We start from the raw sequence: 25604 nt of genomic DNA, 5'->3' as shown, positions 1-25604 counted from the left end.
GATGCACCGTGAGCCGGTCACCGAGCGGTGTTCGGCGCCCGCATCAGGCGCTGGTCCTGGGGGCCACCGCCATGGCGGGCATGATGGACGAACACGACATGGACGGGATGCGCCACGCCTCCGGGACCGGGTTCGACCGGATGTTCCTGCAGATGATGATCCGCCACCACGCCGGTGCGATCGAGATGGCCGAAGTCGAACTCCGCAAGGGCTCTACCCACCGGCGAGGACCATGGCCGCGCACATCGCCACCAGCCAGACCGCCGAGATCAAACAGATGCGCGTGATGTTGAAGAACCTCTGACCCGGCGCCCGAGATGGCGGTCAGGTAGACCACCGAGCTCTCAGTCGGGTGAGTTACCGTGAAGCGGGCAAGGCCGAGAGAGCAGGGAGAACGTGATGGTCGGCAGGTCGGGCTCCGCCGCCGTGCGGTTGCTCGTTCTCGGCCTGCTCACGCTCGGCGTTGCGGGAATGCACACGCTCGGGCACCCCTCCTCCCACGACGCTCCGGCGATGGGCGCTCACGCCGTACCCGCTCACTCCGCTCACTCGAGCCACTCCTCCACGCACGTCGACCTCGCGACGGCCGACACGGCTCTTGCCAACGCCGTTGGCGGCAACGTTTCCTCGATCATCCCGGGCATGCACCTCGCCGTGTCGTCCCACAAGTCGGGCGGGCCCGGCATGGGGCTGGATCCGCTGTCGGTCTGCCTGGGCGTACTCACGATGCTCGGCCTGATCATCGCGGTACGCCTGGTGCGGCTTCGCCGGGACGAGGTCATGGTGCCCCGGCGCCGCGTCGGCATCGGCGTCGGCGGATCCGGGACACGCGGACCACCCGGGTGCCCTGCTGTCGGTCTTCACCTCGCCGGTCTGTCGGTGCAGCGGATCTAGGAACGCCAACCCGGTCGCGATCTCGTCGTGGCCGGACTTCGGCGTACTCCCAGACCGCTGTACTTCCACGATCGTGAGGTAACACCACCATGCGTCCCGTTGATCGACGCACCCTTCTTCGCGCCGCGCTGGTGACCGCCGGCGCCGGTCTGCTCGCCTCCTGCGGCGACGACAACAGATCCGCCGGCTCCATGGACCACGAGTCGATGGGCCACGGCTCCATGGGCCACGACACTGCCGCCACCCCCACCGCTCATCCATCCGGACGCCTGCCGACAGGATTCGTCGACCCGGACGGCCCGCAGGTCCGGGCAGCCGAGGCCGCCCGCAAGCCAGGCAGGATCCGCGACTTCCGGCTGACCGCCACCGCCGGTGAGATCGACCTCGGCGGGAAGACGGTCACCACCTGGACCTACGACGGCCAACTCCCCGGCGAACCGATCCGGGTCAGGGCGGGTGAGGTGGTCCGCGCTCGGCTGACCAACCGGCTCCCCGCCGCCACCACCGTGCACTGGCACGGACTTTCCCTGCGTAACGACGCCGACGGCGTACCCGGTGTCACCCAGCAGAACGTTCCGGCTGGGAAGGACTTCACCTACGAGTTCACCGCGGCGAACCCTGGCACGTACTGGTTCCATCCCCACACCGGCCCCCAACTGGACCGCGGCCTGTACGCGCCACTGATCGTCGACGACCCGAACGAGCCGCTCGACTACGACGACGAATGGATCGTCGTCCTCGACGACTGGCTCGACGGCGTCACGGGAACCCCCGAACAGGTCCTTGCCGAACTCCGCCGCGGCATGGGTGGGGGCATGAGCGGCGACAGCGGCTACATGATGATGGGGGCCACGAGTCCGTTGCTCGGTGGCGACGCCGGTGACGTGCGCTACCCACACTTCCTTGTCAACGGCAGGTTGCCCAGCGCACCGGCGTCCTATCGCGGCAAGCCGGGAACCCGGTTGCGTATCCGGTTCGTCAACGCCTCCGGGGACACCGCGTTCCGGGTCGCCCTCGGCGGACACCGGATGACCGTCACCCACACCGACGGGTACGCCGTGAAGCCGACGCAGACGGATGCTCTCCTGCTGGGCATGGGCGAACGCTACGACGTCCTCGTCACCCTCGACTCCGGCGTCTTCCCGCTGGCCGCCCTGGCCGAGGGCAAGAAGGCCACCGCGCTCGCGGTCGTACGTACGAACTCGGGGTCCGCGCCGACGGCACGCACCCGTCCCCGTGAACTCGACGGCCACGTGGTTTCCTACCGCGAGCTGAAACCTGCCGAGGACGTTCGGCTCGCCAACCGCGCCCCCGACCGTACGCAGACATTGAAGCTGACCGGCTCGATGATGAAGTACGACTGGGCCTTCGACAAAGAGCCCTACGACCTGTCACACGTCACCCCGGTGCGGGCCGGCGAACGCGTACGCCTCAACTTCGTCAACACCACCACCATGTGGCACCCGGTCCACCTGCACGGCCACACCTTCGCCCTGGGCAACGGCCTGCGCAAGGACACCGCGATCGTCCTGCCCCACAAGACGCTCACGGTCGACTTCGACGCCGACAACCCAGGAATCTGGATGGTGCACTGCCACAACGTCTACCACGCCGAGGCCGGCATGATGACCCTCCTCGGATACCGGACGTAGGAACCCTCCGGACGGGGACTCAGGGCTACCCGGGCCGCGACGGATCGCACCGAACCGTCGCGGCCCGGTCGCCCGAGAGCGGCCCCGCCGCGGCGCCTGGCCGGAGTCGCGGTTGCAGGCGTCCTGCACACGATTCGCGGTTGCGCAGGCGTGGCTGTTCAGGGGGTGCTGCAATCGGAATCGGGTGTGATCCTTGGTGGGTGACCTCAGCTCCCACCAGCAACCACGGCAACGGACACGGGCACGGGCACGGGCACGACAGCCATGGGCGCGGACACGGGTCTCGATCGTGGCTCGCCAGGCTCCACCACGTCGTCACACCCCACAGTCATGACAGCGCCGACGTGATCGACGGGGCGCTGGAGGCCAGTAAGCGAGGCATGCGTGCCTTGTGGATCTCCTTCGCCGCCCTGATGGTCACCGCGATCGCGCAGGCTGTCCTGGTCGGTGTGACCAGTTCGGTGGCTCTGCTGGGCGACACCCTGCACAACTTAGCGGACGCGCTGACCGCGGTTCCCCTCGCGATCGCGTTCCTCCTGGGCCGCCGCGCCGCGACCAGACGGTTCACCTACGGACTCGGCCGCACCGAAGACCTGGCCGGGCTCGTCGTGGTCCTCGTCATCGCCGCCTCCGCCGGGCTCGCTGCCTGGGAGGCCGTCGACCGCCTGACTCATCCGCGGCAGGTCACGAACCTGAGCTGGCTCGTTCTGGCCGGCTTGGTCGGTTTCGCCGGCAACGAACTCGTCGCCCGCTACCGCATCAAGGTCGGCAGGCAGATCGGTTCGGCCGCCCTGGTCGCCGACGGTCTGCACGCCCGCACCGATGGGTTCACCAGCCTCGCCGTCCTGCTGTCCGCCGGAGGGATCGCGGCCGGATGGTCGTGGGCCGACCCGGTGGTCGGCCTGCTGATCACCCTCGCCATCGTGAGCGTGTTGTGGGGTGCGGCCCGCGAGGTCTTCGGCCGGCTGCTGGACGGAGTTGACCCGGACCTGGTGCACCTCACCGAACAGGTGGCCGCCGAGACTCCGGGCGTCGCGGCGGTTCAGACCGTACGTCTGCGCTGGGTAGGACATGCCCTCCACGCCGAGATCGACATCGCCGTCGATGCACGGCTGAGCGTCGTCGACGCCCACAGCATCGCCCACGATGCCGAACACCGCCTGCTGCACGCGGTGCAACGCCTCGCCCGCGCCAACATCCGCACCAATCCCCTCGGCCCGCAAGGTCAGCTCGCGCACAGCCGTACCGCGCACCACAACCACGAATGACCTGTCTCCGCGTGGCCACGTAGCCGGTCGCTCCACTTCGCCGACGGGTCAGGGCCGGTGACCGTGCTTCGGCCACCGGCCCTCGAACGGTGAAGCGACTGCTGGTCAGGCGGTGACCTTCTCAGCGGGGTCGGCGTCCGTCGGCGCCGCGGACCGATTGCCCCGGATGGTGACGACGGCGAGACCGAGCGCGGAGCCGACCTGGTAGCTGACGTTGACGATGCCGGACGCCAGACCGCCGTCCTCCGGCGGCGCGGCCGAGATCGCGGTCCCCAGCGACGGGATGAACGCGAGGCTCATACCGAGCGCGGCGAGCAGGCTGGCGGGAAGGACGTCCACCCAGAAACTCCCGTCGGGGCGGACGAACGACAGCCACCCCATCGCGACGGCCAGCAGCGTGAGTCCGGCCACGATCATCGTCCGTACGCCGAAACGGGTCAGGCCGTCGTAGGAGCCGGGGCGACCTACCCGCGCGTGGCCGCTCCGCCGAGCTCGGCCAGAAGTGCGGCCCACGCTTCTCGCTCCCGCGCCGGTGACGCGAGATCGGCCAGCCGCGCGCAGTGCCGTACGAGGTCGTCGTAGAAGCCTTCACGGTTGCGTTCGACCCGGCTCAACAGCTCGGCAAGGGCCTCGGCGTCGCCGACCGGGAAGTAGCCCGGATAGTCAGCGCCGAGAATCCCTTGCGTACCAGGGATTCTCGAGGCGACGACCGGCACACCGGCAGCCAGCGCCTCCGAGACCACGTTCGCCCCGCCCTCGTGCCGCGAGGGACAGACCAGCAGGCGGCTGCGGGCGAGCAACCGCTGGGCGTCCGGAGGCGGGAGTTCGCCCAGCCAGGTGTAACGCGGGTTCGTCCGCGTCTCCTCCTCGGCCCGGGTGCCGAGTTCGGGCTCGATGACCGCACCGGCGTGCCGGGCCTGGATCCGGGAGCCGGCGGGAAGCAGGCGTACGGCCTCGGCGACGAGGAGCGGATCCTTGACCTGCCGTACGTGCGCGAGAACGGCGACGGTGAAGTGGCTCTCGTCCGAGGGAAGGTTCTCGGGCGGAGGCGGTTGCGCCGACTGCTCGATGACCCGGGCCCGCCCACGCAGGTGCTCGGGGATCTGCTCCACCCCGAGCGACTGGAGGACGACCAACCGGTCGGCCGCCGCGAGGACTCCCGGGTCGACGCCGGTGCTTTCCAGGTCGGGATACAGGTCGGTGCCGGTGAGCGCGAGCACGACCGGAGTGGCCGGGTGCTGCGCCCGGACCTGTCGTACGGCATCGGCGCTCTTGCGTGCGTGCAGCGCGATCAGCAGGTCGATCGGGGTGCCGTCGTAGGTCTGGGTGACCTGGACGGAGTGGCCGAGCCCGCGCAGGAGGTCCGCCCAGCGCAGCGCGGTGACGCGGTTGCCGTGGTAGCTGCATGGCGGAGCCGGGGTGACCAGGCAGATCCGCATCGGTCCACCCAGCCTGTCAGCTCGCGGAGTCAGCAGAGCCCGCCGAGCCTGCCGAGCCCGCGGCCGCGGTCCGGAACCCCGCGAGCACGTCGCGCCGGTCGGGCGTGAAGTAGTTGCGCAGCGTCCCCCGGATGAACCGCGACCGGGTGGCCCAGGCCCCGCCGCGCAGCACCTTACGGCTGCCGAACCACGGCCAGGAGTTGTCGCGGTAGGGGTCCTGCTCGAAGTTCGGGTACGGCTCGAACGTGGAGGCCGTCCACTCCCACACGTTGCCGACCATCTGCCGGCAGCCGAACGCGCTGTCGCCCGCGGGGTAGGCACCGACGTCGGCGGTGCCCAGGTGGCGCCAGTCCAGGTTGGCGTGCTCGGCCTCCGGCGCGCCGGCTCCCCACGGAAGCCGCCGCTTGCGCGGAGAGAGTCCGCCCGACCCGTCCGGCTGCCCGATCGCCGCGGCCTCCCACTCCGCCTCGGTGGGCAGCCGCCGACCGGCCCACCGGCAGTACGCCTCGGCCTCGTACCAGGAGACGTGGCTCACCGGCCGGTGCGGCTCCAGGGGGACCCAGCGGTCGAAGTCGCGGCGCTCCCAGCCGTTCGCGCCGTGCCGCCAGTAGACCGGAGTGTCCGCGTCGGCGCCACGACGCCAGGCCCAGCCGTCGTCACCCCACACCTCGCGACGCCGGTAGCCGCCGTCGTCGACGAAGGCGGCGTACTCGGCCTGGGGCACCGCCGCCCTGGCCAGCGCGAACGGCGCCAGGTCGACCGGATGGACCCACTTCTCGTTGTCGTGGACGAACTCCTCGTCCCGGTCGGCGCCGAGGAGGAACCGGCCACCGGGGATCGGCGCGTCGCCGGCCAGTGGGCCGTCCTCCCCCGGCGCGTCGGGCACCTCGCCCGGCACCGCCGCCCCGGGCAGCGTGGGTGCCGGGTAGCCGAGCGTCTGCCGCGTGTACGTGAGTGCCTCGGTGTGCATGTCGTGGTGGTGTACGGCGTACCTGGTGATGTACCGCAGCTGCGCGGTCGACTCCGGCCGCCCCAGCCGGTCCGCCACCCGCTCGGCAACCTCGTCGATGTAGGCGAGCGTCTCCTTCCGCGACGGAAGGACCAGCGACCAGCGGGTGTCGTGCGGAATGGTGCCGGAGTCCCAGATCGCGTCAGCGTGGTCGAAGATCGGCGGCTCTGCCAGGGCACGCCGCAACACGAAGGTCTCCATGAACCACGTGATGTGCCCGATCTCCCAGATCAGCGGGTTGATCGTCGGGATCTTCGGTCCGATCAGCTGCTCGTCGGACAGGTCGGCGACCAGCTCGGCCAGCCGGCTGCTCGCGTCCCTGACCCAGCCGGCCAGCTCCTCCGCCGTCGACGACCGCGCATCCTTCGTACCGCCCACGAGGCGCTCCTCCGGTCTCTCCGTCCGACAACTCCGTCCGACAACTCCGGCCGACAACTCCGGCCGACGAGGGACACGAGGTCTCGGCCGAACGGCTCTGTCGTGGTTAGGCTGCGGGAGCGAACCTACCGAAGGGGACGGCGATGAACCAGCAGCCGAGGCGGCTCACCAGCTACAGCCACCGCGCTGGTTGAGCTGGCAAACTCGCTCCTGGCGAGCTGGCGCAGGTCCTGCGCCACCTACACGCCGGTCACCCCGACCTGATCGTGGGGACCGAGACAGGCGACGACGCCGCGGTGTGGCGACTCGACGACAACCGCGCCCTCGTGTCGACCGCGGACTTCATCACCCCGATCGTCGACGACGCCCGCGTCTGGGGCCGGATCGCGGCGGTCAACTCGGTGTCCGACGTGTACGCGATGGGCGGCCGCCCGCTGTTCGCGCTCAACCTGGTCTGCTGGAACGCGGGCGAACTCTCCCACGACCTGCTCGACGAGGTGCTCGCCGGCGCGGCCGAGGTCGCCGACGAGTGCGGCTTCGTGATCGCGGGCGGTCACACGGTGGACGACCCCCAGCCGAAGTTCGGACTGAGCGTGGTCGGTGAGGTGCATCCCGACCGCGTGCTGCGCAACTCCGGCCTGCGCGCGAACGACGTACTCGTCCTCACCAAACCCATCGGCACCGGGGTCATCTCGACGGCGGCCAAGGCCGGTGAGGCGTCCGACGAAGCGGTGGCCGCGATGGTGGCGTCGATGAGCCGTACGAACGCCGACGCCTCGACCGTGGCGCTCGACGCCGGAGCCAACGGTTGTACGGACGTGACCGGCTTCGGCCTGCTCGGCCACCTCGGTCAGATGGCGCGGGCGTCCGAGGTCGACGTCGACCTCGACGCCGCCGCCGTTCCGGTGCTTCCCGGCGCGCGCGACCTGGCCGCCGAAGGTCACCTGCCCGGGGGTTCCGCGCGCAACCTGGAGTGGATCCGCGACCGGCTGGACCCTGGAAGCACCGACGAACTGACCGTGAGCCTGCTCGCCGACGCGCAGACCTCCGGTGGCCTCCTCTTCGGCGTGGCACCCGAGGCCGTACCCGAGGTGCTCGACCGGCTCGGGTCCACCGGGCACACCTGCGCCGTCGTGGGGCGCGCCACACCTGGAACAGGGCGGCTGCGCCTACGACCGTGACACCCGGAGCACCGCTGGAGGGGACGCATGAGCGAACACACCAGGGCCGCGGGAAGGGACGTTCGGCCGGCGCCGCCATCCCCGCCCGACACCGGACGGTCCGAGGCGTCCGCGCCGTCGGGTCCCTCGGGGAAGGGGATGCTGGTCGGGCTGGCCGTCTTCGTGGTCGTCCTGGTGATCGCACTGACGTGGGCCAAGTGGTTGCCGTACGTCCACAAGACGGCGGGGGTGCTCCACACCGGCAAACTGGACGCCACCTCCTCGGTCACCGACGGCTCCGGTACGCCACCGGCGCCTTCATGGCACGCGGCCTGGTCGTTCGGTCTGGCGTACTTCAAGTCGGTGTGGATGGCGCTGCTCGCCGCGCTGGTCATCGCCTCCGCGGTGGAGGCGTTCCTCCCGCGCCAGTGGCTGGTCCGGGTGCTCACCAGCGGGCCGCGACGCCTCGGCGGGTCGCTGGCCGGCGGACTGCTCTCGATGCCCTCGATGATGTGCACCTGCTGCACCGCCCCGGTGACGGCATCGCTTCGCCGTCGTGGCGTGCCGACCAGTTCGGCGCTGGCGTACTGGATCGGCAACCCCACGCTCAATCCGGCGGTGCTCGTCTTCATGGCGGTCGTGCTGCCCCTGCAGTGGGTGGGCGTGCGGATCGTGGCGGGCATCCTCCTCGTCTTCCTCGTCCCGCCTCTGGTCGCGCGGTTGAGCCCGCAGCCGACCGCGGAACCCACCTGGTCGGCGGACGAGGAGACCGACACCAGCGTGACCCCACGTGCGGCGCTGGGCCGGTTCGCAAGGACGTTCGGCAGGCTGTCGCTCACGCTCGTGCCGGAGTACCTCGTCATCGTTCTGGGACTCGGTGCCGTCCGCGCGTGGATGTTCCCGATCAGCGGGCATCTGGCCGAGTGGGGTGTTCTCGCGCTGGTCGCACTCGCCGTCGCCGGGGCGCTGTTCGTCATTCCCACGGCCGGTGAGATCCCGATCATCCAGGGACTCCTCCACGCCGGCATGGGCGCGGGACCGGTGGGGGCGCTGCTCGTCACGCTTCCGGCGCTCAGCCTGCCGTCGCTCATCATGCTGCGGCGCTCGTTCCCGGCACGCGTCCTGCTCGCCGTGCTCGGCGCCGTCGTGGTCGTCGGCATCGGGACGGGTCTCGCCCTCTGGGCGTTGTAACGCCGAGGTGTCAAGGCACGGTTGTCAGACGCCGGTACGACGGGCCTTCCACACCTCTTCGCACGGCCACTGGCGTGCCCAGGCCAGGTCGACGTAGTCGAACGCGGTGGACGCGTCCTCGGGCGCTTGGACCTCGACGAGCTCCTCGACCTCCAGGCCGCACTTGCGGAGCAGCCGGATCATCGGGCCGTGCGACAGGTGGAACTCCACCGCGCCGTCCGGGTCGTCGATCCGGTCGGCCCGAACTGTGGCCGGTGCAGGCGGGTGCCGGCCGGGCCGTCGTCGGGAAGGCACAGCATGAGCAGGTCGGAGTTGCGCATGAAGACGAGTTCGCCGCCGGGACGAAGCAGTCGTGCCGCCTCCGGGATCCAGCGGTACGGGTCGCACCACACGGCGGCTCCGTACTCGCTGATCGCCACGTCGAAGCTCGCGTCCGGGTAGGGCACCTGCTCGGCATTGCCGTGCAGCAACGGAAAACCGATCCCGAACTCCTCCTGCATCGCCCGCGCCGCCGCCAGCTGCTTCGCCGAGTTGTCGATCCCGACCGGCCTTCCGCCGGCCCGAGCGACCCATGACGACACGTACCCCGTGCCACAGCCGAGCTCGATGACGTCCTTGCCCGCCAGGTCGGCGGGGAGTACGGGAAGGTCCGTCTGCGGCGTAGCCCACAGGCCCCAGTGCGGGTCGGCGGCCCACTGCTCGCGCGCCCGCGCGGCGAACCCCTCGCTCAGGACGGCGTCCCACACCTCACGGTTGCGGCGTACGTGCTCGGGCAGCTCCTCGGCCGCGCGCTTTCCCATCCCCACACCCAATCGCTACGGCCCGAGGGCCGCAACCGCTTTCGCACCGGGCCGGGTCTCGTCTCACCCGGCCTGCCTCCGGCTCAGACGAGACCTGCCCGCCAGGGATGATCCGGCGCGGTGAGGGCGAGCGCGTCGTCCAGCCACCGACGTGCCTCGGGATCCAGGGCGGGCAGAGCGGCGGCGCGGTCGGTCTCGTCCTTCGGCCGCGCACCCCTGGCCTTGTAGAACAGCTGCACCTCCGGTACGAGGAACGGCGTACCGTCCGCGGAGCGAAGACCGAGAGAGGCGATCGGCCGGCGGATTCGCGGATCGCGGCGGGACACCCACTCCTCGCCGTCCGCCACGTCCAGCATCACCTGGACGCGCCACGGACCGTCCGGGTGTTCGCGGCACCAGATGTCATGTACCGACTCGGGGAGTGTCTCCCCTGCGAGCCACAGCCGCAGAGTGCCGGGAGGGTCCGCCGCGTGGATGTCCCAGCCTCGCAGGACCTCGTGCACCTTCGCTTGATCGCGGCGCAGGAGGAGTACGTCGATGTCGCCGTGCGAGCGGAACGTACGCCCGACGAACAACTCGATCGCGTAGCCGCCCGCGATCCACCACGGCGTCGTCAGCCGGTCGAAGAGCCCGGCGACCTCCTCGACCGACATCGGCTCCCACGGCCCAAGATCCGTACTCATGCGGGAAGCCTGCCATCGGCACGGCACGTTCGTCACGATGATTTGGAGCGCCTCGACGGGAACCCGGTCGGCAGGACGCATGCGATCACGTCGTCGACCATCCCTTCCGGGATGGGCCGGTGGGCGACGAACCGGCGGTAGAAGAACGGGCTGGTGAGCAGGTCGGTGACCAGCTCCGCGTCGAGGTGGTCGGGCAGCTGGCCGCGCTCGCGGGCGCGGTCGAGTACGGCAAGGAGCGGTTGACGGCGGCGTTCGGTCAGGTCGGCGTGCAGGGCGGCCAGGGCGGGGTCGCGTTCGGCGGCGTCGACGAATGCGGCGAGCAGCCGCGGGAACGGCGTCTCCTCCAGCAGCCTGACGAACGCGGTGAGCAGCTCCGCGACGTCGGTCTCGACCCGGCCGGTGTCGGGCTCGGGAAACGGCTGGAACGTCGCGTCCATGGCGTCGATCAGGAGGGCGCCGGCGCTTTGCCAGTGGCGGTACAGCGTGGCCTTGCCGGCGTTCGCGCGCCGGGCCACCGCCTCCATGGTGAAGCCGGGCAGGCCGTGTTCGTCGAGTACCTCCAGGGCGGCGCGCAGCACCCGCTGACGGGCGCCGGCGCCGCGCGAGATCGGCTCCCCCGATCTCGTCGCAGCCGGCTTCGCCGAAGACATTGCCTCACCTCCATCGAGACGGTACCGTTCCATCTTAAGAGAACGGGTCCGTATCGATATGAGTTGACGGGTCCCGACGGGAGGTTCCTCGATGAGTCGAACAACAACCGCGTCCCGGCCGGCGGGTCCGTTGCCCCGGACCCGAGTCCGTTGGCGTTCGGGGGTCTACTGGTCCGCCACCGCACTCGTGGTCGGCGAATGCGCGATCGGCGGGGCGATGGACCTGCTGCGGATGCCGCCCTTCTACCCGGTGATGATCGAGCTGGGTTATCCGAGCTATCTCGCCACGATCATGGGTACGGCAAAGATCGCCGCCGCCGTGGTGCTGCTGGCCCCTCGCCTGCCCCGGCTGAAGGAGTGGGCGTACGCCGGCGTCATGATCAACCTGGTCGGCGCGATCGCATCGAACGTCGCCATGCACCAGCCGTCCAGCGGCCTCATCGTTCCGTTCGCGTTCGCCGGCCTGGCCCTGCTGTCGTGGGCCCTGCGTCCGTCCGACCGTCGCCTCTGACAGCCGCCTCTGACAGCTGATCACCCCCAGGACTCTCGCCTACCATGAGCGCGTGCCGCGCGCTGGAGTGATCCTGGTCGAGAACGAGTGCGTCGCGGCCGTGGAGCGGGTGCGATCGGGCAGCCGGTATCACGTGTTGCCCGGCGGTCAGGTCGAGCCCGGCGAGGACTACGTGGACGCGGCCGTACGCGAGGCGGCCGAAGAGCTGGGCGTCGACGTGCGCGTCGAAGGACTGGTGGCCGTCGTACACTTCCACGGCCGCGAACAACGCTACTTCCTCGCCCGTTCGGTGGGCGGTAGGTTCGGCACCGGTGACGGGCCGGAGATGAACAGCCCGGTCGACTCCGAATCGGGAAGCTACCGCGCGGTGTGGCTTCCGACTGGCTTCCTGCTCGCCGCGGACCTGCGGCCACGTCCCCTCGCCGAACGCCTACAGGAGTCCGCGTCCCTGTCGTCCTGGCATTCACTCCTGGCCGATCCGCTGGTCATCCACGAATGGGCGACCGACCTGTAGAACTGACACATGCCAGTCGCGGTCCGACAAGCGTTCGGCGCGACCGGTACGACAGTCCTTCAGAACAACGGCAGACCCGGCCAGTCGGTGCCTCATCTGCACTTCCACGTCGTGCCCCGCCGCCCAGGCGACAGGTATCCCCGAAGAGCGGAAAGCCCTGTAGAGCTTGAGGAACTGACCCGGCAGGCGACCGTACTCGCCGCCGCGCTCGACAATGCCGATCCGCACTGACGAGTCCTGCGGAACCTGGACGGCTGTCAAACTCCTGCGACGCCTCGCCTGGCATGAGCGGGGCGAGCTGACCGTGATGCGTCAGCTCGCCGACCGCGCATCTCGCGAAGAGACCGCGAGCTCAGTGGATCCGGTCGAGGAAGTCGAGAACCCGGCGCGTCAGGAGCTCGGTGGCGGCCTGGTCGTACGACGGCAGTGAGGAGTCGGCGAACAGATGCTCCTTGCCCGGGTACAGGAACAGCTCGGCACCGTCGACCGAGCCGACCAGCTCACGTGCGGCGTCGAGGTCGCCGTCGTCGGCGAAGAACGAGTCGCCCTCCATTCCGTGCACCTGCGCGGGAACGCCCGCCGGCCACGCGCCGAACTCCGCCGCCGGCAGGCACGAGTGGAAGAACAGCGCTCCCTTGGCCCCGGCGCGGGTCTGGGCCAGCTGCTGCGCCGGCATGACGCCCAGCGAGAAGCCGGCGTAGACCAGTCCGTCGCCGAGTTCCTCGGCCGCGGCGAGTCCACGCGCACCGACGGTCCCGAACCCGGTCTGCCGCGCGTAGGCCAGGCCCTCCTCGAGGGTCTCGAACGTGTGTCCCTCGTAGAGGTCCGGCACATGGACCGTGTGGCCGGCCCGGCGCAGCTCGGCCGCGAAGCCTTCCACTCCCTGGGTCAGTCCCTGCGCGTGGTGGAACAGCACGACCTCTGCCATGGCTCTGCTCACTTTCGACACGAATGATCCAAATATCTCGAACGATCGACGATGCTAGTCTGATCGAACCATGTCGAGCAATACCCCCGCCCCGGACTACGACCTCGACGACCGGCTCGAGCTCACCACCGCCGAGCAGGTGCGGGCGATCAGCGACCCGTTGCGTACGACCCTGCTCGGCCTGCTGCACGAGCGGGCCGCGACCGTGACGGAGTTGGCCGGTGCGGTGAAGCGGCCGAAGAGCACGGTCGCCCACCACGTCAACCTGCTGGCCCGAGCCGGTCTGCTGCGCGTCGTACGCACGCGGCGCGTCAGGGCCATCGAGGAGCGCTACTACGGCCGCACCGCACGGATGTTCTACGTCGGCCTCGGCCGGCACTCCCCCGACGGCAGCACGTTTCCGCCCGACCTCAACGACTTCGAGGTCGCGGCGAAGGAGTCGACCGCGGCGTACGAGGACGGCCGCATGCGTTCCTTCATCCGGCGCGCGCGGATACCGGAGGAGCGCGCGAAGGAGTTCTGGCGCCGGGTCGACCAGGTGATCCACGAGTTCGACCGGCTGCCTCGCTCCGGAGACACGGTCTACGGCTTCACCGTCGGCCTCTATCCGATGCCCGACTACCCGACCCTGCCGCCGGCGTCCGACACCGAGGAGGACGCGGACTGACCGACGTCCGCCGGGGCGCCGGCGTCGCGAAGACGTTTGCCGTACACGGCCTGCGGGCCGTCGTTGTGCGGTCCGCCCGGGCCGAGCAGCGTCCAGCCACAGCGTTCGTACAGCTTCCGCGCCCTGGTGTTGGCGGTCTGCACGTGGAGCTGCGCGCCCTCGTAGCCGATAGCCGCCAGGGCTCGCTCGGCGAAGGCCAGCACGGCCCGGCCGTACCCCAGGCCCCAGTACGGCGGCGCCACCGCGACCAGGCTGACGTGCGCCTCGGCCTCGGACGGAACGCCGTCAGCCGACCGCAGCGGACTCCCGAAGCAGCAGGCCACCGTCTCACCCGCGCGTTCGCCGACGACCACCACAGTGCGCGGGGCGTCCAGCCGGGCGCGGAGCACCTCCACCAGCCGCCGGTCGGCCACAACGGGCTCAACTGCTCCGAGCCGGCGCGCGGTCGCCCGCTCGTACACCAGGGTGACGGCCGCCGCTACCTGGCTGTCGGCCACCCGGAAGGCCACGTCCCCGACATCCTCCATGCCCAGAGAGTAGGCCGGGACCATTGGATCCGAGGCCTGCTCAACCAGGATCGGCCGCGAGTGGCTTGGCGTACCAGTGGTCGGCGCCGTCGTGGGACGCCTGGTACGGAACGGTTTCGTGATAACCGCGCGCCTCGTACAGCGAGCGTGCTTCGGAAAGCTCGTCGTTCGTCTCCAGCACGATCCGGGCGGCGCCGAGCCTCCGGGCCGTCGTCTCCACCGCCAGCAACAGCCCCCGGCCCACGCCCGCCCCGCGGCCGGCCGGGCGTACGTACATGCGCTTCAACTCGGCGGCCCCAGGGACGGCGGGGAGCAGCCGAACCCCGGCGTAGCCGAGGAGTGCGCCACCCTCATCCCGGGCGACCAGGAACTCGCCGTGCGGAGGACGCAGGTCGTGGTGCGGGTCGTCGACCAGGGCAGTCCGCAACTCGTCGTCGGTGGCCGGGCGACCGAGAATCCGTGCGCCGACCTCGGTGAAGTATTCCCGGATCGCCTCGTCCACCCAGGACCCGTCCACCGACTCCGGGTTGATCGTCCATGTAGGCATGCCGGTGACCGTACGGCAGCCCGCCGACGCCGAGGGACGGGCCTTCCCGGACGACCCTTGCTAGAAAGAGTCATGACCACGAAGTCGGCCGGCGGTAACAGCAATGACAGCACTCAACCTGGTGGCGCCCGGACAACCGGGGGCACCGGTCGCGCGGACTACGGCGGGTGGTTCCAGGACCGCCTGATCGTCGAGGTCTACGACCGGCGCCCGCCCTACCCCGACGACCTGATCCGGCTGCTGGCCGAGCTGACCGACCTCGCCGGCGACCATCCGCGGGCCGTGCTCGACATCGGCTGCGGGACCGGTGAGCTGGCGCGACGGCTGGCACCGCTGGTCGACCGGGTCCACGCCGTGGACAGGTCGGCGGCCATGCTCGCGCGTGGCCGGGAGCTTCCCGGAGGCGACAACCCCAAGCTGTGTTGGCGTCGGGGCACGGCCGAGGACGCCGAACTCGATCCGCCGTACGCCCTGATCACCGCCGGCGAGAGCCTGCACTGGATGGACTGGGACGTCGCGTTGCCGAGGTTCGCCCGGGCGTCGGCGCCGAACGCCGTGCTCGCCGTGGTCGAGCGTTCCTGGGACGGACCGCCCGCGATGAGCTCCCGGCTGGGTGAGATCTTCGCTCGCTACTCCCCCGTACGCGACTACCGGCGGCGCGACGTGCCCGGCGAACTGGAGCGCCACGGCCACTTCACCAAGCTCGGTGAGCGATCGTGCGGTCCCGAGGTCTGGCGGCCGACGGTGGAGGAGTTCGTCGAGGCCCGGCATTCACAGGTGGGCGGCTCCCGCACCCACATGGGCGAGGCGACGGTGGCGGAGTTCGACCGGGCGATCCGCGACCTGATCGACGACCTCGTGGCGGCGGGCGAGATCGGCCGCGTCGGTGACCGGCTCGACCTACGTGTCGAGGGACGAGTCACCTGGGGTCACCTGCACGCCTGAGGTTCCGCACTACCCGGGCACTACCCCGGGCTACTTCGCTCCCGAAGCGCGGCGGATCTCCTCGGCCAGGTCGGACTCGGTGGTCGGATAAGCGCGCCATTCATAGCTGCTGCCGGTCGTTTCCGACTCGCCGAAGACGCGCTCGTCGACGCGGATCGGCGCACCCGTGATGCAGGCCAGGCACAACGCGTCGCTCGGCCGGGCGTCAACCTCGCCTTGCCCGGCCGGGCCGTCCAGCAGCACCGACGCGTAGAAGGTGCCGCCGGCGAGTTCGTTGATCCGCACCTCGGTGACCCGGGCGCCGGCCGTGCCGAGCAGGTTCGCGGTGAACTGGTGTGTCATCGGGCGTGGCATCTCCACGCTCTCCACGATCATGGTCAGCGCGACGGCAGCGTTGGCGAGAACGCCGATCGGAAGCTCCCTGCTGCCACCGTTCTCCTGCAGGATCACGACGTGCACCTTGAGGGCGGCGTCCTCGCCGTCGGGCCGCCGGATCCCGGCGACGGAGACGTCCACCCAACGCGGCTGTGTCGACGTTTCGGACAGTGGCTGCGAGCGCGGCTCGCGCCTGGTGCAAGCGCGCCTTGACAGCGCCTTCTGCTGAACTCCTGCAGCCAGCGACGGGCGACGTTCAACGCGATTCCACCCAGCCACGGCCCGAAGCTGCGCGGGTTGGCAAGTCGCCCAAGGCTCACCAGTGCCACGACGATCGCTTCCTGGCTCGCGTCCCGGGCAAGGTCGGGGTCGTTCAGCACGCGTTCGGCAAGCCGGCGCGCCTGGTCGCCGTGGCGAAGGACGAGCGCGGCGAACGCCGCCTTGTCACCTGCCCGCGCACGGACGACCAGCACGTCGTCCGCAGCGTCCGCCACATCCTCTCCGGGATCGTCGTCGGGCCCGTCGACTGCCGAACCGGACTGGGACATGCCCCATAGTGCGGTTGGGGGTCGCGCAGGTTAGCTCCGTGCGGGACCGGTGACCGGAATCGGGCACGATACGGCAGAACGCAGGTGGTTCGAGCGCCGAGCACAGGAAGGCAACCCGGTGGAGCAGGAGACGAGCGGGGAGTGTCCCCAGTACGACTTGAGGCCGATCGGCCGGGTGGAGTCTCCGCTGCGGGACCCGGCGACCGCACCCAAGCAGGGTGACGAGGGAGCACCTGAGGCGACCCTCGTGTTCGTGCCAGAGGTCAAGGACGGCCTGCACGATCTACGGCCCGGCACCGACGTCCTCGTACTCACGTGGCTGCACCGCGCCGACCGGGACGTCCTCGCCGTCCATCCGCGCGACGACCGGACCAGGCCGCTCACCGGCGTCTTCAGCACCCGCTCACCGGACCGCCCGAACCCGATCGGCCTGCACCGGGTGCGCATCCTTACCGTGGACGGCCTCCGGATCCGGGTGGCCGACCTGGAGGCGCTGGACGGCACCCCGGTCCTGGACCTGAAGCCGGTGCTCGACCCGGGCACCGACCGCTGACCGCCGACCGCCGAGCAGAGCCGCGACGCCGGCGACCAGCACCGGAAGCGGCCGAAGCGACTCCGGTCGCGCGGTGGAAGGATGGCAGGGCCAGACCCGTACGCCACCCCGGCGCTCAGGGGCCCGCGAGCAGAGCGAGCAGAGGAGTCTCCGACCGTATGACGTCGCTCAAGGTCTTGTTCATCGGCGGTACCGGCATCATCAGTTCGGCGTGCGGCGCCCGCGCCGTCGAGTCCGGTGTCGACCTCACCATCCTCAACCGCGGCTCGACCTCGATCCGCTCCGTGCCCGAGGGCGCCGAGGTGATTCAGGGCGACATCCGCGACCCCGAGTCGGCACGGGCGGCACTCGGCGACCGTGAGTTCGACGTGGTGGTCGACTTCGTCGCGTTCACCCCGGACCACGTGCGCACCGACGTGGAGCTGTTCACCGGCCGCACCGGGCAGTACGTCTTCATCAGCTCCGCCTCGGCGTACCAGACTCCCCCGGCCCGGCTGCCGATCGTGGAGTCGACGCCGTTGCGCAACCCGCACTGGGAGTACTCCCGCAACAAGATCGCCTGCGAGAACCTCCTGGTCGAGGCGTACCGCGACAACGGCTTCCCGGCCACGATCGTGCGTCCGTCCCACACCTACGACCGCACCGCCATCCCGCTCACCGGCAACTGGACCGACCTGGACCGGATGCGCCGCGGCCTGCCGGTCGTGGTGCACGGTGACGGCACCTCGCTGTGGGCGCTGACACACCACGTCGACTTCGCCAAGGCGTTCGTCGGTCTGCTGGGACAGCCGGCCGCCGTCGGGGACAGCTTCCACATCACCTCCGACGAGTCGCTGACCTGGAACCAGATCTACACCGCGATGGGCACCGCCCTGGGCGTCGAGGCGAACCTGGTCCACGTCGCGTCCGACACGATCGTGGCGGCCGAGCCCTCGCTGGAGGGCGCGCTGCTCGGCGACAAGGCACACTCGGTGATCTTCGACAACAGCAAGGTCAAGGCGCTGGTGCCCGACTACGTGGCGACGATCCCGTTCTCGGCCGGGGCCCGCGAGATCGTCGAGTGGTACGACGCCCACCCCGAACGCCGGCAGGTCGACGACGACCTCAACGCGACGTTCGACAAGCTGATCGCCGCCGCCGGCCAGTAGGCGCGCACCGCCGCTCAGACCTGCAGCACCAGCACCAGCACCTCACCCGGGTCGGCACCACATCCGACCCGGGTGAGTCGTGTGTGCGTGACCCTCGTCCCGAGCCGGCCGGGACGGACCGGTCCTCCGGACGACCTTTGTCCCCTGGGTCTGTCCGCGCCCCGGACCGCATCGTGGGTTTGGCACCCACCGGCGACTCAGGTACGCGACCACCGCGAGGGGGACGGTCCGGTCACGACCGACCGAGGCGGGCTCGGCTCGAACCAAGCCCCACATGGTCCGTGCGACGCCCCGTCGGTGGGTGCCTCCTACCCGGCATCGCGCCGCAAGGAGGCCGGACGTGGCGGTCATCGCACCTGAACGCCCCGAACTCCCCGAACGCCCGTCGCGCCGGGAGCGCTGGAAACGCCGCAAGCGCGGCAAGGCCGGCAAGCCGGGCAGCAGCGACAAGCACCGCTGGCACGCCCGCCGCGGCAGGCGCGCCGGGCGGCCGAAGCGCACACCCATCCGGCGGCGGGTGCTCCGGCGGCTGGGCCGCTGGGTCGGGCACCGCCCGGTCTGGCGGAAGCCGAAACCCCCGCTGCGGTTCCTCCCCCAGGCGACGAAGGTGTCCGCCGTCGGCTTGCTGATCGTGCTCGCGCCGGGCGGCACGTTCCTCGGCCGGGTGGCGCGCCTGCTGGTGATCGTGGCCGCCGCGCTGCTCGTCCTGCGTGCCCAGCGTGGTGGTGCACCGCGCCGGCGGGCCAGGCTGGCCGCCGTGGTCGGGCTGGTTGATGTGGCCGCCGGGTTCGGGATCGGGCTGCCGCACGCGAGCGCCGACGGCCTGTCGTTGCGGGCGATGGCCGGGGTGATCCTGGTCGTGGTGGGGCTCCCGCTGCTGCTGGCGTCCGTTCTGGCGTACGGCAGAACTCTGCGCCGGTGGCTGCGGCTGCCCGTCCTGGTCACCTCGGTGGTCGCGGCAGCGCTGCTGCTGCCGCCCGTCGTGGCCGGCGTGGCCGCGGTGAACCCGCCGCCCGCGCTGCTGGACAAGCTCGACCCGGGCGACAAGGGGTTCGTGTACGACGACGTGGAGCTGCACACCTCCGACGGCGTGCTCCTGCGCGGGTGGTACATCCCGTCCCGCAACTCCGCCGCGGTCGTCCTGGCACCCGACGCCGGCATGACCCGCTCCAACGTCCTCCCGCAGGCGGCGCTGCTGGCCGACCACGGGTACGGCGTCCTGCTGTACGACCCGCGTGGCACCGGGCTGAGCGAGGGCGACGCGATGGACCTCGGCTGGACCGGCGAACGCGACATCTACGCCGGGGTCAAGTTTCTGGCCCACCACTACGGCGTACGCCGGTCCAAGATCGGGGTGATCGGCCTGGGCCGGGGTGGCGAGGCGGCGATGGCCGCGTCGGTGCACGACGGCCGGATCCGCGCGGTCGTCGCGGAGGGCGTCGGGCGGCGCTCCCCCGCCGACACCCTGCGTATCCCGGGCACGCCGACCGGCTGGCTGCAACGGGTCACCGAGAACGTCGAGTACGCCACGGCTGCCGTGCTTCGGGGCTCACTTCCGCCGCGGAGCCTGCGGCACGACATCAGGGCGATGCGCCCGCACAAGGTGCTGCTGGTCGCCGAGCGCGGACAGATCCGGGCGGGCCAGTTGTACCGGCGCACCGCCCCGGGCACGGTCACCTTGTGGAAGCTGCCCGACACCCCGAGCCTGCAGGCGTACGCGACCCGGATCGCGGCCTGGGAGGACCAGGTGACCGGCTTCCTGCAGAAGAACCTCAGGCCTCACCAGGTGCCGATGAGTTCCTGACCGGCGGGAACGCCAGGTGTTCCCGGATCGCCACGGACTCGTCGATCGCCACGAACGCCTCCACGAGGTAGCCGCGCGCGTCGTAGAGGTGTGCCATCTCCTCCAGCGCGTCGGCCAGTAGTGCCTGGTCGTCCTGCCACGCCCGCTCGCTCAGGTGGAGCCGCCGGGCACCGGTCAGCTCGTCCTCGAGCAGAGCGTCGTCGGCGAGGACGTCGTCGGCCAGCACCCCGTCGGCCAGGACGTCATCACGCCGTACGTCCTCGCGTCGCGGATCGTCGCGTCGTGGGTCGTCGGGCAGGGCGCCGCCGTCGTCGGCGTGCCGGGAGTCGTCGGAGAGTACGGCGTCCGCCGGCACCGCCTGGTCGTCCGCGAACCTCGCCGCCCGGGACCGCAGCACCGCGATGGCTTCCTCGACCGCCTGGGCCGCCTCCTCCGACTGGCCGGTCGCCCGGCAGCGGACGCCGAGCAGGTAGAGGTCGCGGGCCAGGACGTGTTCGGTGTCGGCGCCCGAGACGTCGATCCCGGCGACGTTCGCGGCGAGGAGCCGCCGGTCGACGGCCACGCGTTCGGCGGTGAGCCGGATCGCGGGCACCCGCCGGCCCAGCTCCCACATGAGGTCGGCGAACTCCACCAGCAGCACCGCCAGCGGCCACAGCTGGGCGGGCGACCCCGTCGCCAGCCGTTGGCGGAGGGCGACCGCCTCCTCCAGCGCGACGATCGCGTCGTCGGGCCTGCCCTGGGCGTGCAACTGGACGGCGAGGCACCGCAGGGCGTACGCCAGACCGGCGCCGGCCCGCTCGGGCTGGACGTCGAGCTCGTGCCGGAACAACGACACCGCGAGGTCGGCGCCGTCCAGCGCCTCCGCGTGCTGGCCGAGGGCGCCGCGCCACCGCGCCACCTCGGTGAGCAGGGCCGCCTGGACGCAGCGGTACTCGGCCGGATAGGCGCCGGCCATCAGCTGGAAGTACGCCAGCGGCCGGGCGCCCTGCTCGAGCGCCTCGGCATAACGTCCGAGGGCACCCAGCTGGCGGGCCAGCTCGCCCTGGGCGCCGAGGTAGGGGACGGTGTAACGCCAGCATCCCCGCCGGAACAGCCGCTGGTACCGAAGCACCGCCTCGCCGTAGGCCGCCAGCGCCTCCTCGTGGCGCCCGGTGGCGGCCAGGAGGCCACCCAGCCGGCTCAGCCCGGCGGCTAGGACGGCCACCGCGGTCCGGCTCGGGGCGACGTCCAGCGGCCGCAGCAGGTGGACCGCGCGTTCGACCGCGAGCAGCGACTCGTCGGGCCGCTCGGCGTGCGCGTAGACGACGGACAGGGCTGACCGAGTGGCGGCGAGCGTCACGACGTCCGCGCTCTCCTGTCGTTCGGCGAGCGCGACCGCCTCCTCAGCCACGACGAGCGCCTCGCCGACCGAGCCGAGATCGGCCAGGCGTTCGGCGAGCACGCCCAGGGCCCGGGCCAGTGGGGCACCGTGCCGGTCGGGCCGGCGGGCGTCCAGGGCACGCCAGCAGTGCACGCCCGAACGCGCGGCCGCGGCCGCCTCCTCGCGCCGATAGTGGAACGCGAGCTGCTGGGCGGCCCGGACCCACACTGCGGCAAGCCACACCGGACCCCACACGGGCACCACCCTGGCCGCCACCCGGGCGGAGGTGATGCGAGCGCGGAGAACGATCACGAGGCTCCCTACCGGTCGTGGGGGACGAGCTCACCGAGGCGAGCCCACCGAGCCGTGTCGAGCTGGGGCGTGTCCCGAGATCATCTCACCGCTTCGGCCCTTGGTCACCCCGTTGGTTCCGTAGCCAGCCACGTACCGAACATCTTCAGGGTGTCGTCCAGCTGGGAATGCCGCGGTCCGGGCAACGATTCCAGGGGGAACCATCCCAGGGCGTCGAACTTGTGCGGCTCCCCGATCGAGACGGTGTCCGGGTCGACCGCGACCGCGAACACGACCGCCACCCAGTGCGAGACCGGCTCACCGCGCAGGACGTTGCGTACGCCGAGAGTCGTCACCGTCCGTGCGTCGGTGGCGTACTCCTCCTTCACCTCGCGTGCCACCGCCGCCTCGAACGACTCCCCGTGTTCGAGCGCCCCTGCGCCGCAGTCCCACGAGCCGGGCTCGTCCCGGGCGCCCGCGCCGCGACGGGCCAGCAGCACCCGACCGTGGCCGTCGTGGCAGACGAAGACGCACGACACGACGGGTTCGGTGAGCGCACGGTCACGCCGGCCGGGCATCGCCACCTCCGGGATTCGGGTTGTGGGGACTCCGAGGTCGTACGGGTTTTCAGAGGTCGTACGGGTTTCAGAGGTCGTACGGGCTCAGAAGTGGTCGAGCAGGTCGGTGAACGCGTCCAGCCGGAGTACGCCGGTGTCGGCGGGGTCCACCTCGTCGTGTTCGAGCACCCAGGTGTGCTGGTTGGGGATGAAGACCGCGTTCATCCCCGCCTGCCGCGCCGGGTTGATGTCGGACTTCGGGGAGTTGCCGATCATCCAGGTGCGGGCGGGCTCCAGGGCGTGGGTGGCGGTGAGCTCGACGTAGGTGTCCACCCGCTTCTCCGCGACGATGTGGATGCCGGCGAAGTGGTGCGCGAGGTTGGACACGTCGATCTTGCGTTGCTGCTCCTCGAGGTCGCCCTTGGTGAGCAGCCGCAGCTGGTGGCGCCGGCCGAGGGTGTCCAGGGTCTGCGCGACGCCGGGCAGCAGCTCGACCCGGTGCTCGATCAGGGCCACCGCGAGCTCGTCGATCTCGGCGCGCTCCCGAGCGGTCGCGGGCCGGGCACGCAGGTGTTCCAGGCACTCGCCGAGGCTGCGCAGGAACACCTTGCTGCCGTACCCGTGCGCGACGGCGTTGGCGGCCTCGATGTCGTCCAGGATGCGCCGGATCGCCGTCCGGTCGAGGGTGGGGTGTTCGAGCCAGTCGAGGTAGTCCTCGATGACCCGCTCGAACAGCTGGTTCATCTCCCACAGCGTGTCGTCGGCGTCGAAGATCAGCACCTGGCCGGGCGGCACGGGCGCGTTCGGGGTCGCGGTCGGGTCGGTGCTCGTGGAGCGGGTCGTGGGCGAGGTCATGCCGGAACCTTCGGGTAGGCGTCGTCGAGAATGCCGGCCAGTCGCCGGCGTACGGAGGGATCGGCGAAGCTCGCGGCCAGCGCCGCGCGGTTGACCTCGCCGAAGTCGGCCCGGGTCCAACCGAACACCTCGGTCAGCCTGGCGTACTCCCTGGTCAGGTCGATGTCGGTGACGGCCCTGGTGTCGGTGCTGACGCTCACCGGCACTCCGGCCGCCCGCAGCGCGCCGACCGGGTGCGTGGCGTAGCTCGCGACCGCCCCGGTCTGGACGTTGCAGCTCGGGCACACCTCCAGGTGGACGCGCTCGGCCGCCAGCCGGGCCAGCAGGTCGGGGTCCTCGACCGAACGGACGCCGTGCCCGATGCGCCGGGTGGTGGTCTTGTCCAGCGCCTCCGTCACGCTGTCCGGACCGCCGCCCTCGCCCGCGTGCACCGTGACCCCCAGGCCCGCGTCGGCGACGAGCTCGAACGCCGGCAGGTGGGTGTCGAGCGGGTAGCGGGCCTCGTCTCCGGCGATGTCGAACGCGGCCACCGGGCCGATCCGGGCGTGGCGTACCGCCAGTCGCGCCGTACTCAGGCTCCGCTCGGCGTCGTAGTCGCGCAACGTGCACAGGATCAGTGCGGCGTCGATGCCGGTCGCCTCGGTCTGGCGGGCAGTCTCGTCGCTGACGGCCGCGACCACTTCGTCGGCGGACAGGCCGTCCTCCACGTGCACCATCGGCGCGAACCGGAGTTCGGCGTACGCCACACCGTCGGCGGCGAGCTGGGCGAACGCGTCCTCCACCGCGATCCGCAGCGCGCGCTCGGACTGCAGCACGGCGCGGTAGTTGAACGTGTAGGTGAGGTAGTCGCCGAGGGAGTCGCAGACCGGCGGGGCGACGAAGTGCCGGTCGTAGTGCTCGCGGGAGATGCGGGGATCGATCCGGCGTACGGCGTCGTAGCTCAGGCCGCAGTCGAGGTGGCTGTGCAGCTCGATCTTGGGCAGGGCACGCAGCTCGTCGGTCATGGTCGGCACCTCCTCCGGCGGGCAGGTTACACAGGGTGGCCCGGCGTTCCGAGCGGATAAACCCCTCCCAGGCGGGACCCAGCAGGGGTATCTGACAATCTACTGTCAGCTTCGCGACCCGGCCTCAGCCGGCTGTGCGAGACTCCCGGCCATGCCCGCGATGCCCGAGCCGCACCCCTCCGCCGCCTCCTCCACGGACGCCCCGGCCGCTGCCCCGAACCCCGCCAGAGCGACGACGGCCCTCCCGGACGCCGTTCCGCACCGGTACGAGGCCTTCGTCGCGGGGCTGCCGAAGGCGGAGCTGCACGTGCACCACGTCGGCTCGGCGTCCCCGCGCATCGTGGCGGAGCTCGCCGCCCGGCACCCGAAGGCAGGCGTACCGGCAGACGAGGCGAAGCTGGCGGAGTACTTCACGTTCACCGACTTCGCGCACTTCATCACCGTCTACCTCAGCGTGGTCGACCTGATCCGCGACGCCGAGGATGTCCGCACATTGACGTACGGCGTGGCGGAGAACATGCACGCGCAGGGCATCCGGTACGCCGAACTCACGGTCACGCCGTACTCACACATCCACCGCGGCATCCCCGGCGAGGCGTTCATGGAGGCCATCGAGGACGCCCGGCTGGCCGCCGAGCGCGACCTCGGCCTGGTCCTGCGCTGGTGCTTCGACATCTCCGGTGAGTCGGGGATCCCGGCCGCCGACGTCACTCTGGACGCGGCCACCCGGCTGGCGCCCGCGGGCCTGGTCAGCTTCGGGCTCGGCGGACCGGAGATCGGCGTGGGGCGGCCGCAGTTCAAGCCGCACTTCGACGCGGCCCGGGCGACCGGACTGCACAGCGTCCCGCACGCCGGTGAGACGACGGGGCCGGAGACGATCTGGGACGCGCTCAACTCCCTCGGCGCCGAACGCATCGGTCACGGCACCTCCGCCACCCGCGACCCCGACCTGCTCGCCCACCTCGCCGAGCGGCAGATCCCGCTCGAGGTGTGCCCCACGTCGAACATCGCCACCCGTGCAGTGGCGACGCTGGCCGAGCACCCGCTGGCGGACATGGTCGCCGCCGGCTGCCTGGTCACCGTCAACTCCGACGACCCGCCGATGTTCGCCACCGACCTCAACCGTGAGTACGCCGTGGCCGCCGACCTGCTCGACCTCGACGAGCACGGCATCGCAGCCCTGGCCAAGAACGCGGTCACCGCGTCGTTCGCACCCGAAGATGTCAAGGCTCGCTTGACAGCGGAGATCGACGACCACCTCACGACCTGGACCTCGACCTCGGCCGGAGACCGCGCCACTCGGTGACCGCGGCGAGCTCGCGCCGGTCGCGCCTCGGACGTGCCTC

31 protein-coding genes are annotated in these 25604 nt (G+C 71.0%); 15 read left to right on the top strand and 16 right to left on the bottom strand.

What is annotated here, in order from left to right; genetic code table 11:
- Positions 1–8: 8 nt before the first annotated feature.
- The 4 genes from F4554_RS33970 to F4554_RS09080 all read left to right on the top strand — a co-directional run bounded on the left by F4554_RS33970 (position 9) and on the right by F4554_RS09080 (position 3814).
- Positions 9–287, top strand: a complete 279-nt coding sequence (locus F4554_RS33970; RefSeq protein WP_420360718.1) for a DUF305 domain-containing protein — start codon at positions 9–11, stop codon at positions 285–287.
- Positions 288–399: 112 nt separating this feature from the next.
- Positions 400–894 carry a hypothetical protein gene (locus tag F4554_RS09090; protein WP_179786978.1) on the top strand — a complete coding sequence of 165 codons (495 nt, stop codon included), beginning with the start codon at positions 400–402 and terminating at the stop codon, positions 892–894.
- Between the two features lie 89 nt (positions 895–983).
- Positions 984–2546, top strand: a complete 1563-nt coding sequence (locus F4554_RS09085; protein WP_179786977.1) for a multicopper oxidase family protein — start codon at positions 984–986, stop codon at positions 2544–2546.
- Between the two features lie 200 nt (positions 2547–2746).
- A complete protein-coding gene (locus tag F4554_RS09080) occupies positions 2747–3814 on the top strand; it encodes a cation diffusion facilitator family transporter (RefSeq protein ID WP_179786976.1) in 1068 nt (355 codons plus the stop codon).
- 105 nt (positions 3815–3919) lie between these two features.
- Here the strand turns inward: F4554_RS09080 and F4554_RS09075 are convergent, their stop codons facing one another.
- Genes F4554_RS09075 through senA form a run of 3 tightly spaced genes read right to left on the bottom strand, consistent with a single transcriptional unit; the run spans position 3920 to position 6640 of the window.
- Positions 3920–4225, bottom strand: coding sequence for an MFS transporter (locus tag F4554_RS09075; RefSeq protein ID WP_202889219.1), 306 nt, complete (start codon positions 4223–4225; stop codon positions 3920–3922).
- 53 nt (positions 4226–4278) lie between these two features.
- Positions 4279–5253, bottom strand: a complete 975-nt coding sequence (gene senB / locus F4554_RS09070; RefSeq protein ID WP_179786975.1) for a selenoneine biosynthesis selenosugar synthase SenB — start codon at positions 5251–5253, stop codon at positions 4279–4281.
- 16 nt (positions 5254–5269) lie between these two features.
- Positions 5270–6640 (bottom strand): selenoneine synthase SenA, encoded by a 1371-nt coding sequence (senA, locus tag F4554_RS09065; protein WP_179786974.1) that lies wholly within the window; start codon positions 6638–6640, stop codon positions 5270–5272.
- Between the two features lie 143 nt (positions 6641–6783).
- On the opposite strand from senA, the gene selD reads away from it, so the two are divergent.
- Together selD and F4554_RS09055 are read left to right on the top strand one after the other, a co-directional pair.
- The gene (gene selD / locus F4554_RS09060) at positions 6784–7821 is read left to right on the top strand and encodes a selenide, water dikinase SelD (protein WP_179786973.1); all 1038 of its coding nucleotides are present in this window, start codon (positions 6784–6786) and stop codon (positions 7819–7821) included.
- A 27-nt stretch (positions 7822–7848) separates the two neighbouring features.
- The gene (locus F4554_RS09055; RefSeq protein ID WP_179786972.1) at positions 7849–8991 is read left to right on the top strand and encodes a permease; all 1143 of its coding nucleotides are present in this window, start codon (positions 7849–7851) and stop codon (positions 8989–8991) included.
- Between the two features lie 24 nt (positions 8992–9015).
- Here the strand turns inward: F4554_RS09055 and F4554_RS31465 are convergent, their stop codons facing one another.
- From F4554_RS31465 to F4554_RS09040, 4 genes are all read right to left on the bottom strand, one after another.
- On the bottom strand, positions 9016–9174 hold the full coding sequence (locus tag F4554_RS31465; protein WP_202889218.1) for a hypothetical protein: 159 nt from the start codon (positions 9172–9174) through the stop codon (positions 9016–9018).
- Positions 9171–9791: a class I SAM-dependent methyltransferase gene (locus tag F4554_RS09050; protein ID WP_202889217.1), complete on the bottom strand. Its 621-nt coding sequence runs from the start codon at positions 9789–9791 to the stop codon at positions 9171–9173. The genes F4554_RS31465 and F4554_RS09050 overlap by 4 nt, the downstream gene beginning before the upstream one ends.
- An 83-nt stretch (positions 9792–9874) precedes the next feature.
- Positions 9875–10474, bottom strand: a complete 600-nt coding sequence (locus F4554_RS09045; protein WP_238341249.1) for a nucleotidyltransferase domain-containing protein — start codon at positions 10472–10474, stop codon at positions 9875–9877.
- A gap of 32 nt (positions 10475–10506) precedes the next feature.
- The gene (locus F4554_RS09040; RefSeq protein WP_179786971.1) at positions 10507–11124 is read right to left on the bottom strand and encodes a TetR/AcrR family transcriptional regulator; all 618 of its coding nucleotides are present in this window, start codon (positions 11122–11124) and stop codon (positions 10507–10509) included.
- Positions 11125–11215: 91 nt separating this feature from the next.
- On the opposite strand from F4554_RS09040, the gene F4554_RS09035 reads away from it, so the two are divergent.
- The 3 genes from F4554_RS09035 to F4554_RS09025 are packed head-to-tail and all read left to right on the top strand — an operon-like array spanning position 11216 to position 12380.
- On the top strand, positions 11216–11635 hold the full coding sequence (locus tag F4554_RS09035) for a DoxX family protein (RefSeq protein ID WP_179786970.1): 420 nt from the start codon (positions 11216–11218) through the stop codon (positions 11633–11635).
- A gap of 52 nt (positions 11636–11687) precedes the next feature.
- A complete protein-coding gene (locus F4554_RS09030; protein ID WP_179786969.1) occupies positions 11688–12149 on the top strand; it encodes an NUDIX domain-containing protein in 462 nt (153 codons plus the stop codon).
- Between the two features lie 9 nt (positions 12150–12158).
- Positions 12159–12380: an HIT family protein gene (locus F4554_RS09025; protein ID WP_179786968.1), complete on the top strand. Its 222-nt coding sequence runs from the start codon at positions 12159–12161 to the stop codon at positions 12378–12380.
- A gap of 121 nt (positions 12381–12501) precedes the next feature.
- Here F4554_RS09025 and F4554_RS09020 read toward each other — a convergent pair whose 3' ends face one another.
- Complete coding sequence (locus F4554_RS09020) at positions 12502–13077, bottom strand: dienelactone hydrolase family protein (protein ID WP_179786967.1); 576 nt, start codon at positions 13075–13077, stop codon at positions 12502–12504.
- Positions 13078–13147: 70 nt separating this feature from the next.
- Here F4554_RS09020 and F4554_RS09015 point away from each other — a divergent pair, with 70 nt between their 5' ends.
- Complete coding sequence (locus F4554_RS09015) at positions 13148–13744, top strand: ArsR/SmtB family transcription factor (RefSeq protein ID WP_179786966.1); 597 nt, start codon at positions 13148–13150, stop codon at positions 13742–13744.
- Here F4554_RS09015 and F4554_RS09010 read toward each other — a convergent pair.
- Both F4554_RS09010 and F4554_RS09005 read right to left on the bottom strand, forming a co-directional pair.
- Entirely contained in the window at positions 13696–14271 is a 576-nt protein-coding gene (locus tag F4554_RS09010) for a GNAT family N-acetyltransferase (protein ID WP_179786965.1), read from the bottom strand. The genes F4554_RS09015 and F4554_RS09010 overlap by 49 nt on opposite strands.
- 40 nt (positions 14272–14311) lie before the next feature.
- Positions 14312–14818, bottom strand: coding sequence for a GNAT family N-acetyltransferase (locus F4554_RS09005; protein WP_179786964.1), 507 nt, complete (start codon positions 14816–14818; stop codon positions 14312–14314).
- A 72-nt stretch (positions 14819–14890) separates the two neighbouring features.
- Here F4554_RS09005 and F4554_RS09000 point away from each other — a divergent pair, with 72 nt between their 5' ends.
- A complete protein-coding gene (locus tag F4554_RS09000; RefSeq protein ID WP_179786963.1) occupies positions 14891–15763 on the top strand; it encodes a class I SAM-dependent methyltransferase in 873 nt (290 codons plus the stop codon).
- Between the two features lie 30 nt (positions 15764–15793).
- On the opposite strand, the gene F4554_RS08995 is transcribed toward F4554_RS09000, so the two are convergent.
- Together F4554_RS08995 and F4554_RS33965 are read right to left on the bottom strand one after the other, a co-directional pair.
- Positions 15794–16279 (bottom strand): bifunctional nuclease domain-containing protein, encoded by a 486-nt coding sequence (locus tag F4554_RS08995; RefSeq protein WP_179786962.1) that lies wholly within the window; start codon positions 16277–16279, stop codon positions 15794–15796.
- Positions 16210–16686 (bottom strand): RNA polymerase sigma factor, encoded by a 477-nt coding sequence (locus tag F4554_RS33965; protein WP_179786961.1) that lies wholly within the window; start codon positions 16684–16686, stop codon positions 16210–16212. The genes F4554_RS08995 and F4554_RS33965 overlap by 70 nt, the downstream gene beginning before the upstream one ends.
- A 118-nt stretch (positions 16687–16804) precedes the next feature.
- Here F4554_RS33965 and tsaA point away from each other — a divergent pair, with 118 nt between their 5' ends.
- The 3 genes from tsaA (at position 16805) to F4554_RS33520 (ending at position 20191) form a co-directional block, all read left to right on the top strand.
- Positions 16805–17239, top strand: a complete 435-nt coding sequence (gene tsaA, locus F4554_RS08985; RefSeq protein WP_202889216.1) for a tRNA (N6-threonylcarbamoyladenosine(37)-N6)-methyltransferase TrmO — start codon at positions 16805–16807, stop codon at positions 17237–17239.
- 158 nt (positions 17240–17397) lie between these two features.
- Positions 17398–18387 (top strand): SDR family oxidoreductase, encoded by a 990-nt coding sequence (locus tag F4554_RS08980; RefSeq protein ID WP_179786960.1) that lies wholly within the window; start codon positions 17398–17400, stop codon positions 18385–18387.
- Positions 18388–18727: 340 nt separating this feature from the next.
- Positions 18728–20191, top strand: a complete 1464-nt coding sequence (locus tag F4554_RS33520) for a CocE/NonD family hydrolase (RefSeq protein WP_179786959.1) — start codon at positions 18728–18730, stop codon at positions 20189–20191.
- On the opposite strand, the gene F4554_RS08970 is transcribed toward F4554_RS33520, so the two are convergent.
- From F4554_RS08970 to add, 4 genes are all read right to left on the bottom strand, one after another.
- On the bottom strand, positions 20160–21863 hold the full coding sequence (locus tag F4554_RS08970; RefSeq protein ID WP_179786958.1) for a tetratricopeptide repeat protein: 1704 nt from the start codon (positions 21861–21863) through the stop codon (positions 20160–20162). The two genes, F4554_RS33520 and F4554_RS08970, sit on opposite strands and share 32 nt — an antisense overlap.
- A 104-nt stretch (positions 21864–21967) precedes the next feature.
- The gene (locus F4554_RS08965; RefSeq protein WP_179786957.1) at positions 21968–22420 is read right to left on the bottom strand and encodes an NUDIX domain-containing protein; all 453 of its coding nucleotides are present in this window, start codon (positions 22418–22420) and stop codon (positions 21968–21970) included.
- An 84-nt stretch (positions 22421–22504) separates the two neighbouring features.
- Complete coding sequence (locus F4554_RS08960; RefSeq protein ID WP_179786956.1) at positions 22505–23254, bottom strand: HAD family hydrolase; 750 nt, start codon at positions 23252–23254, stop codon at positions 22505–22507.
- Positions 23251–24258 (bottom strand): adenosine deaminase, encoded by a 1008-nt coding sequence (gene add, locus F4554_RS08955; RefSeq protein WP_179786955.1) that lies wholly within the window; start codon positions 24256–24258, stop codon positions 23251–23253. Before add ends, F4554_RS08960 begins: the two co-directional genes overlap by 4 nt.
- 151 nt (positions 24259–24409) lie before the next feature.
- Here add and F4554_RS08950 point away from each other — a divergent pair, with 151 nt between their 5' ends.
- Positions 24410–25564, top strand: coding sequence for an adenosine deaminase (locus F4554_RS08950; protein WP_238341247.1), 1155 nt, complete (start codon positions 24410–24412; stop codon positions 25562–25564).
- Positions 25565–25604: the final 40 nt, after the last annotated feature.

It is taken from the genome of Actinopolymorpha rutila, assembly GCF_013407855.1.
GTDB classification, from domain to species: domain Bacteria; phylum Actinomycetota; class Actinomycetes; order Propionibacteriales; family Actinopolymorphaceae; genus Actinopolymorpha; species Actinopolymorpha rutila.
This window is presented reverse-complemented; position numbering and strand designations above follow the sequence as displayed.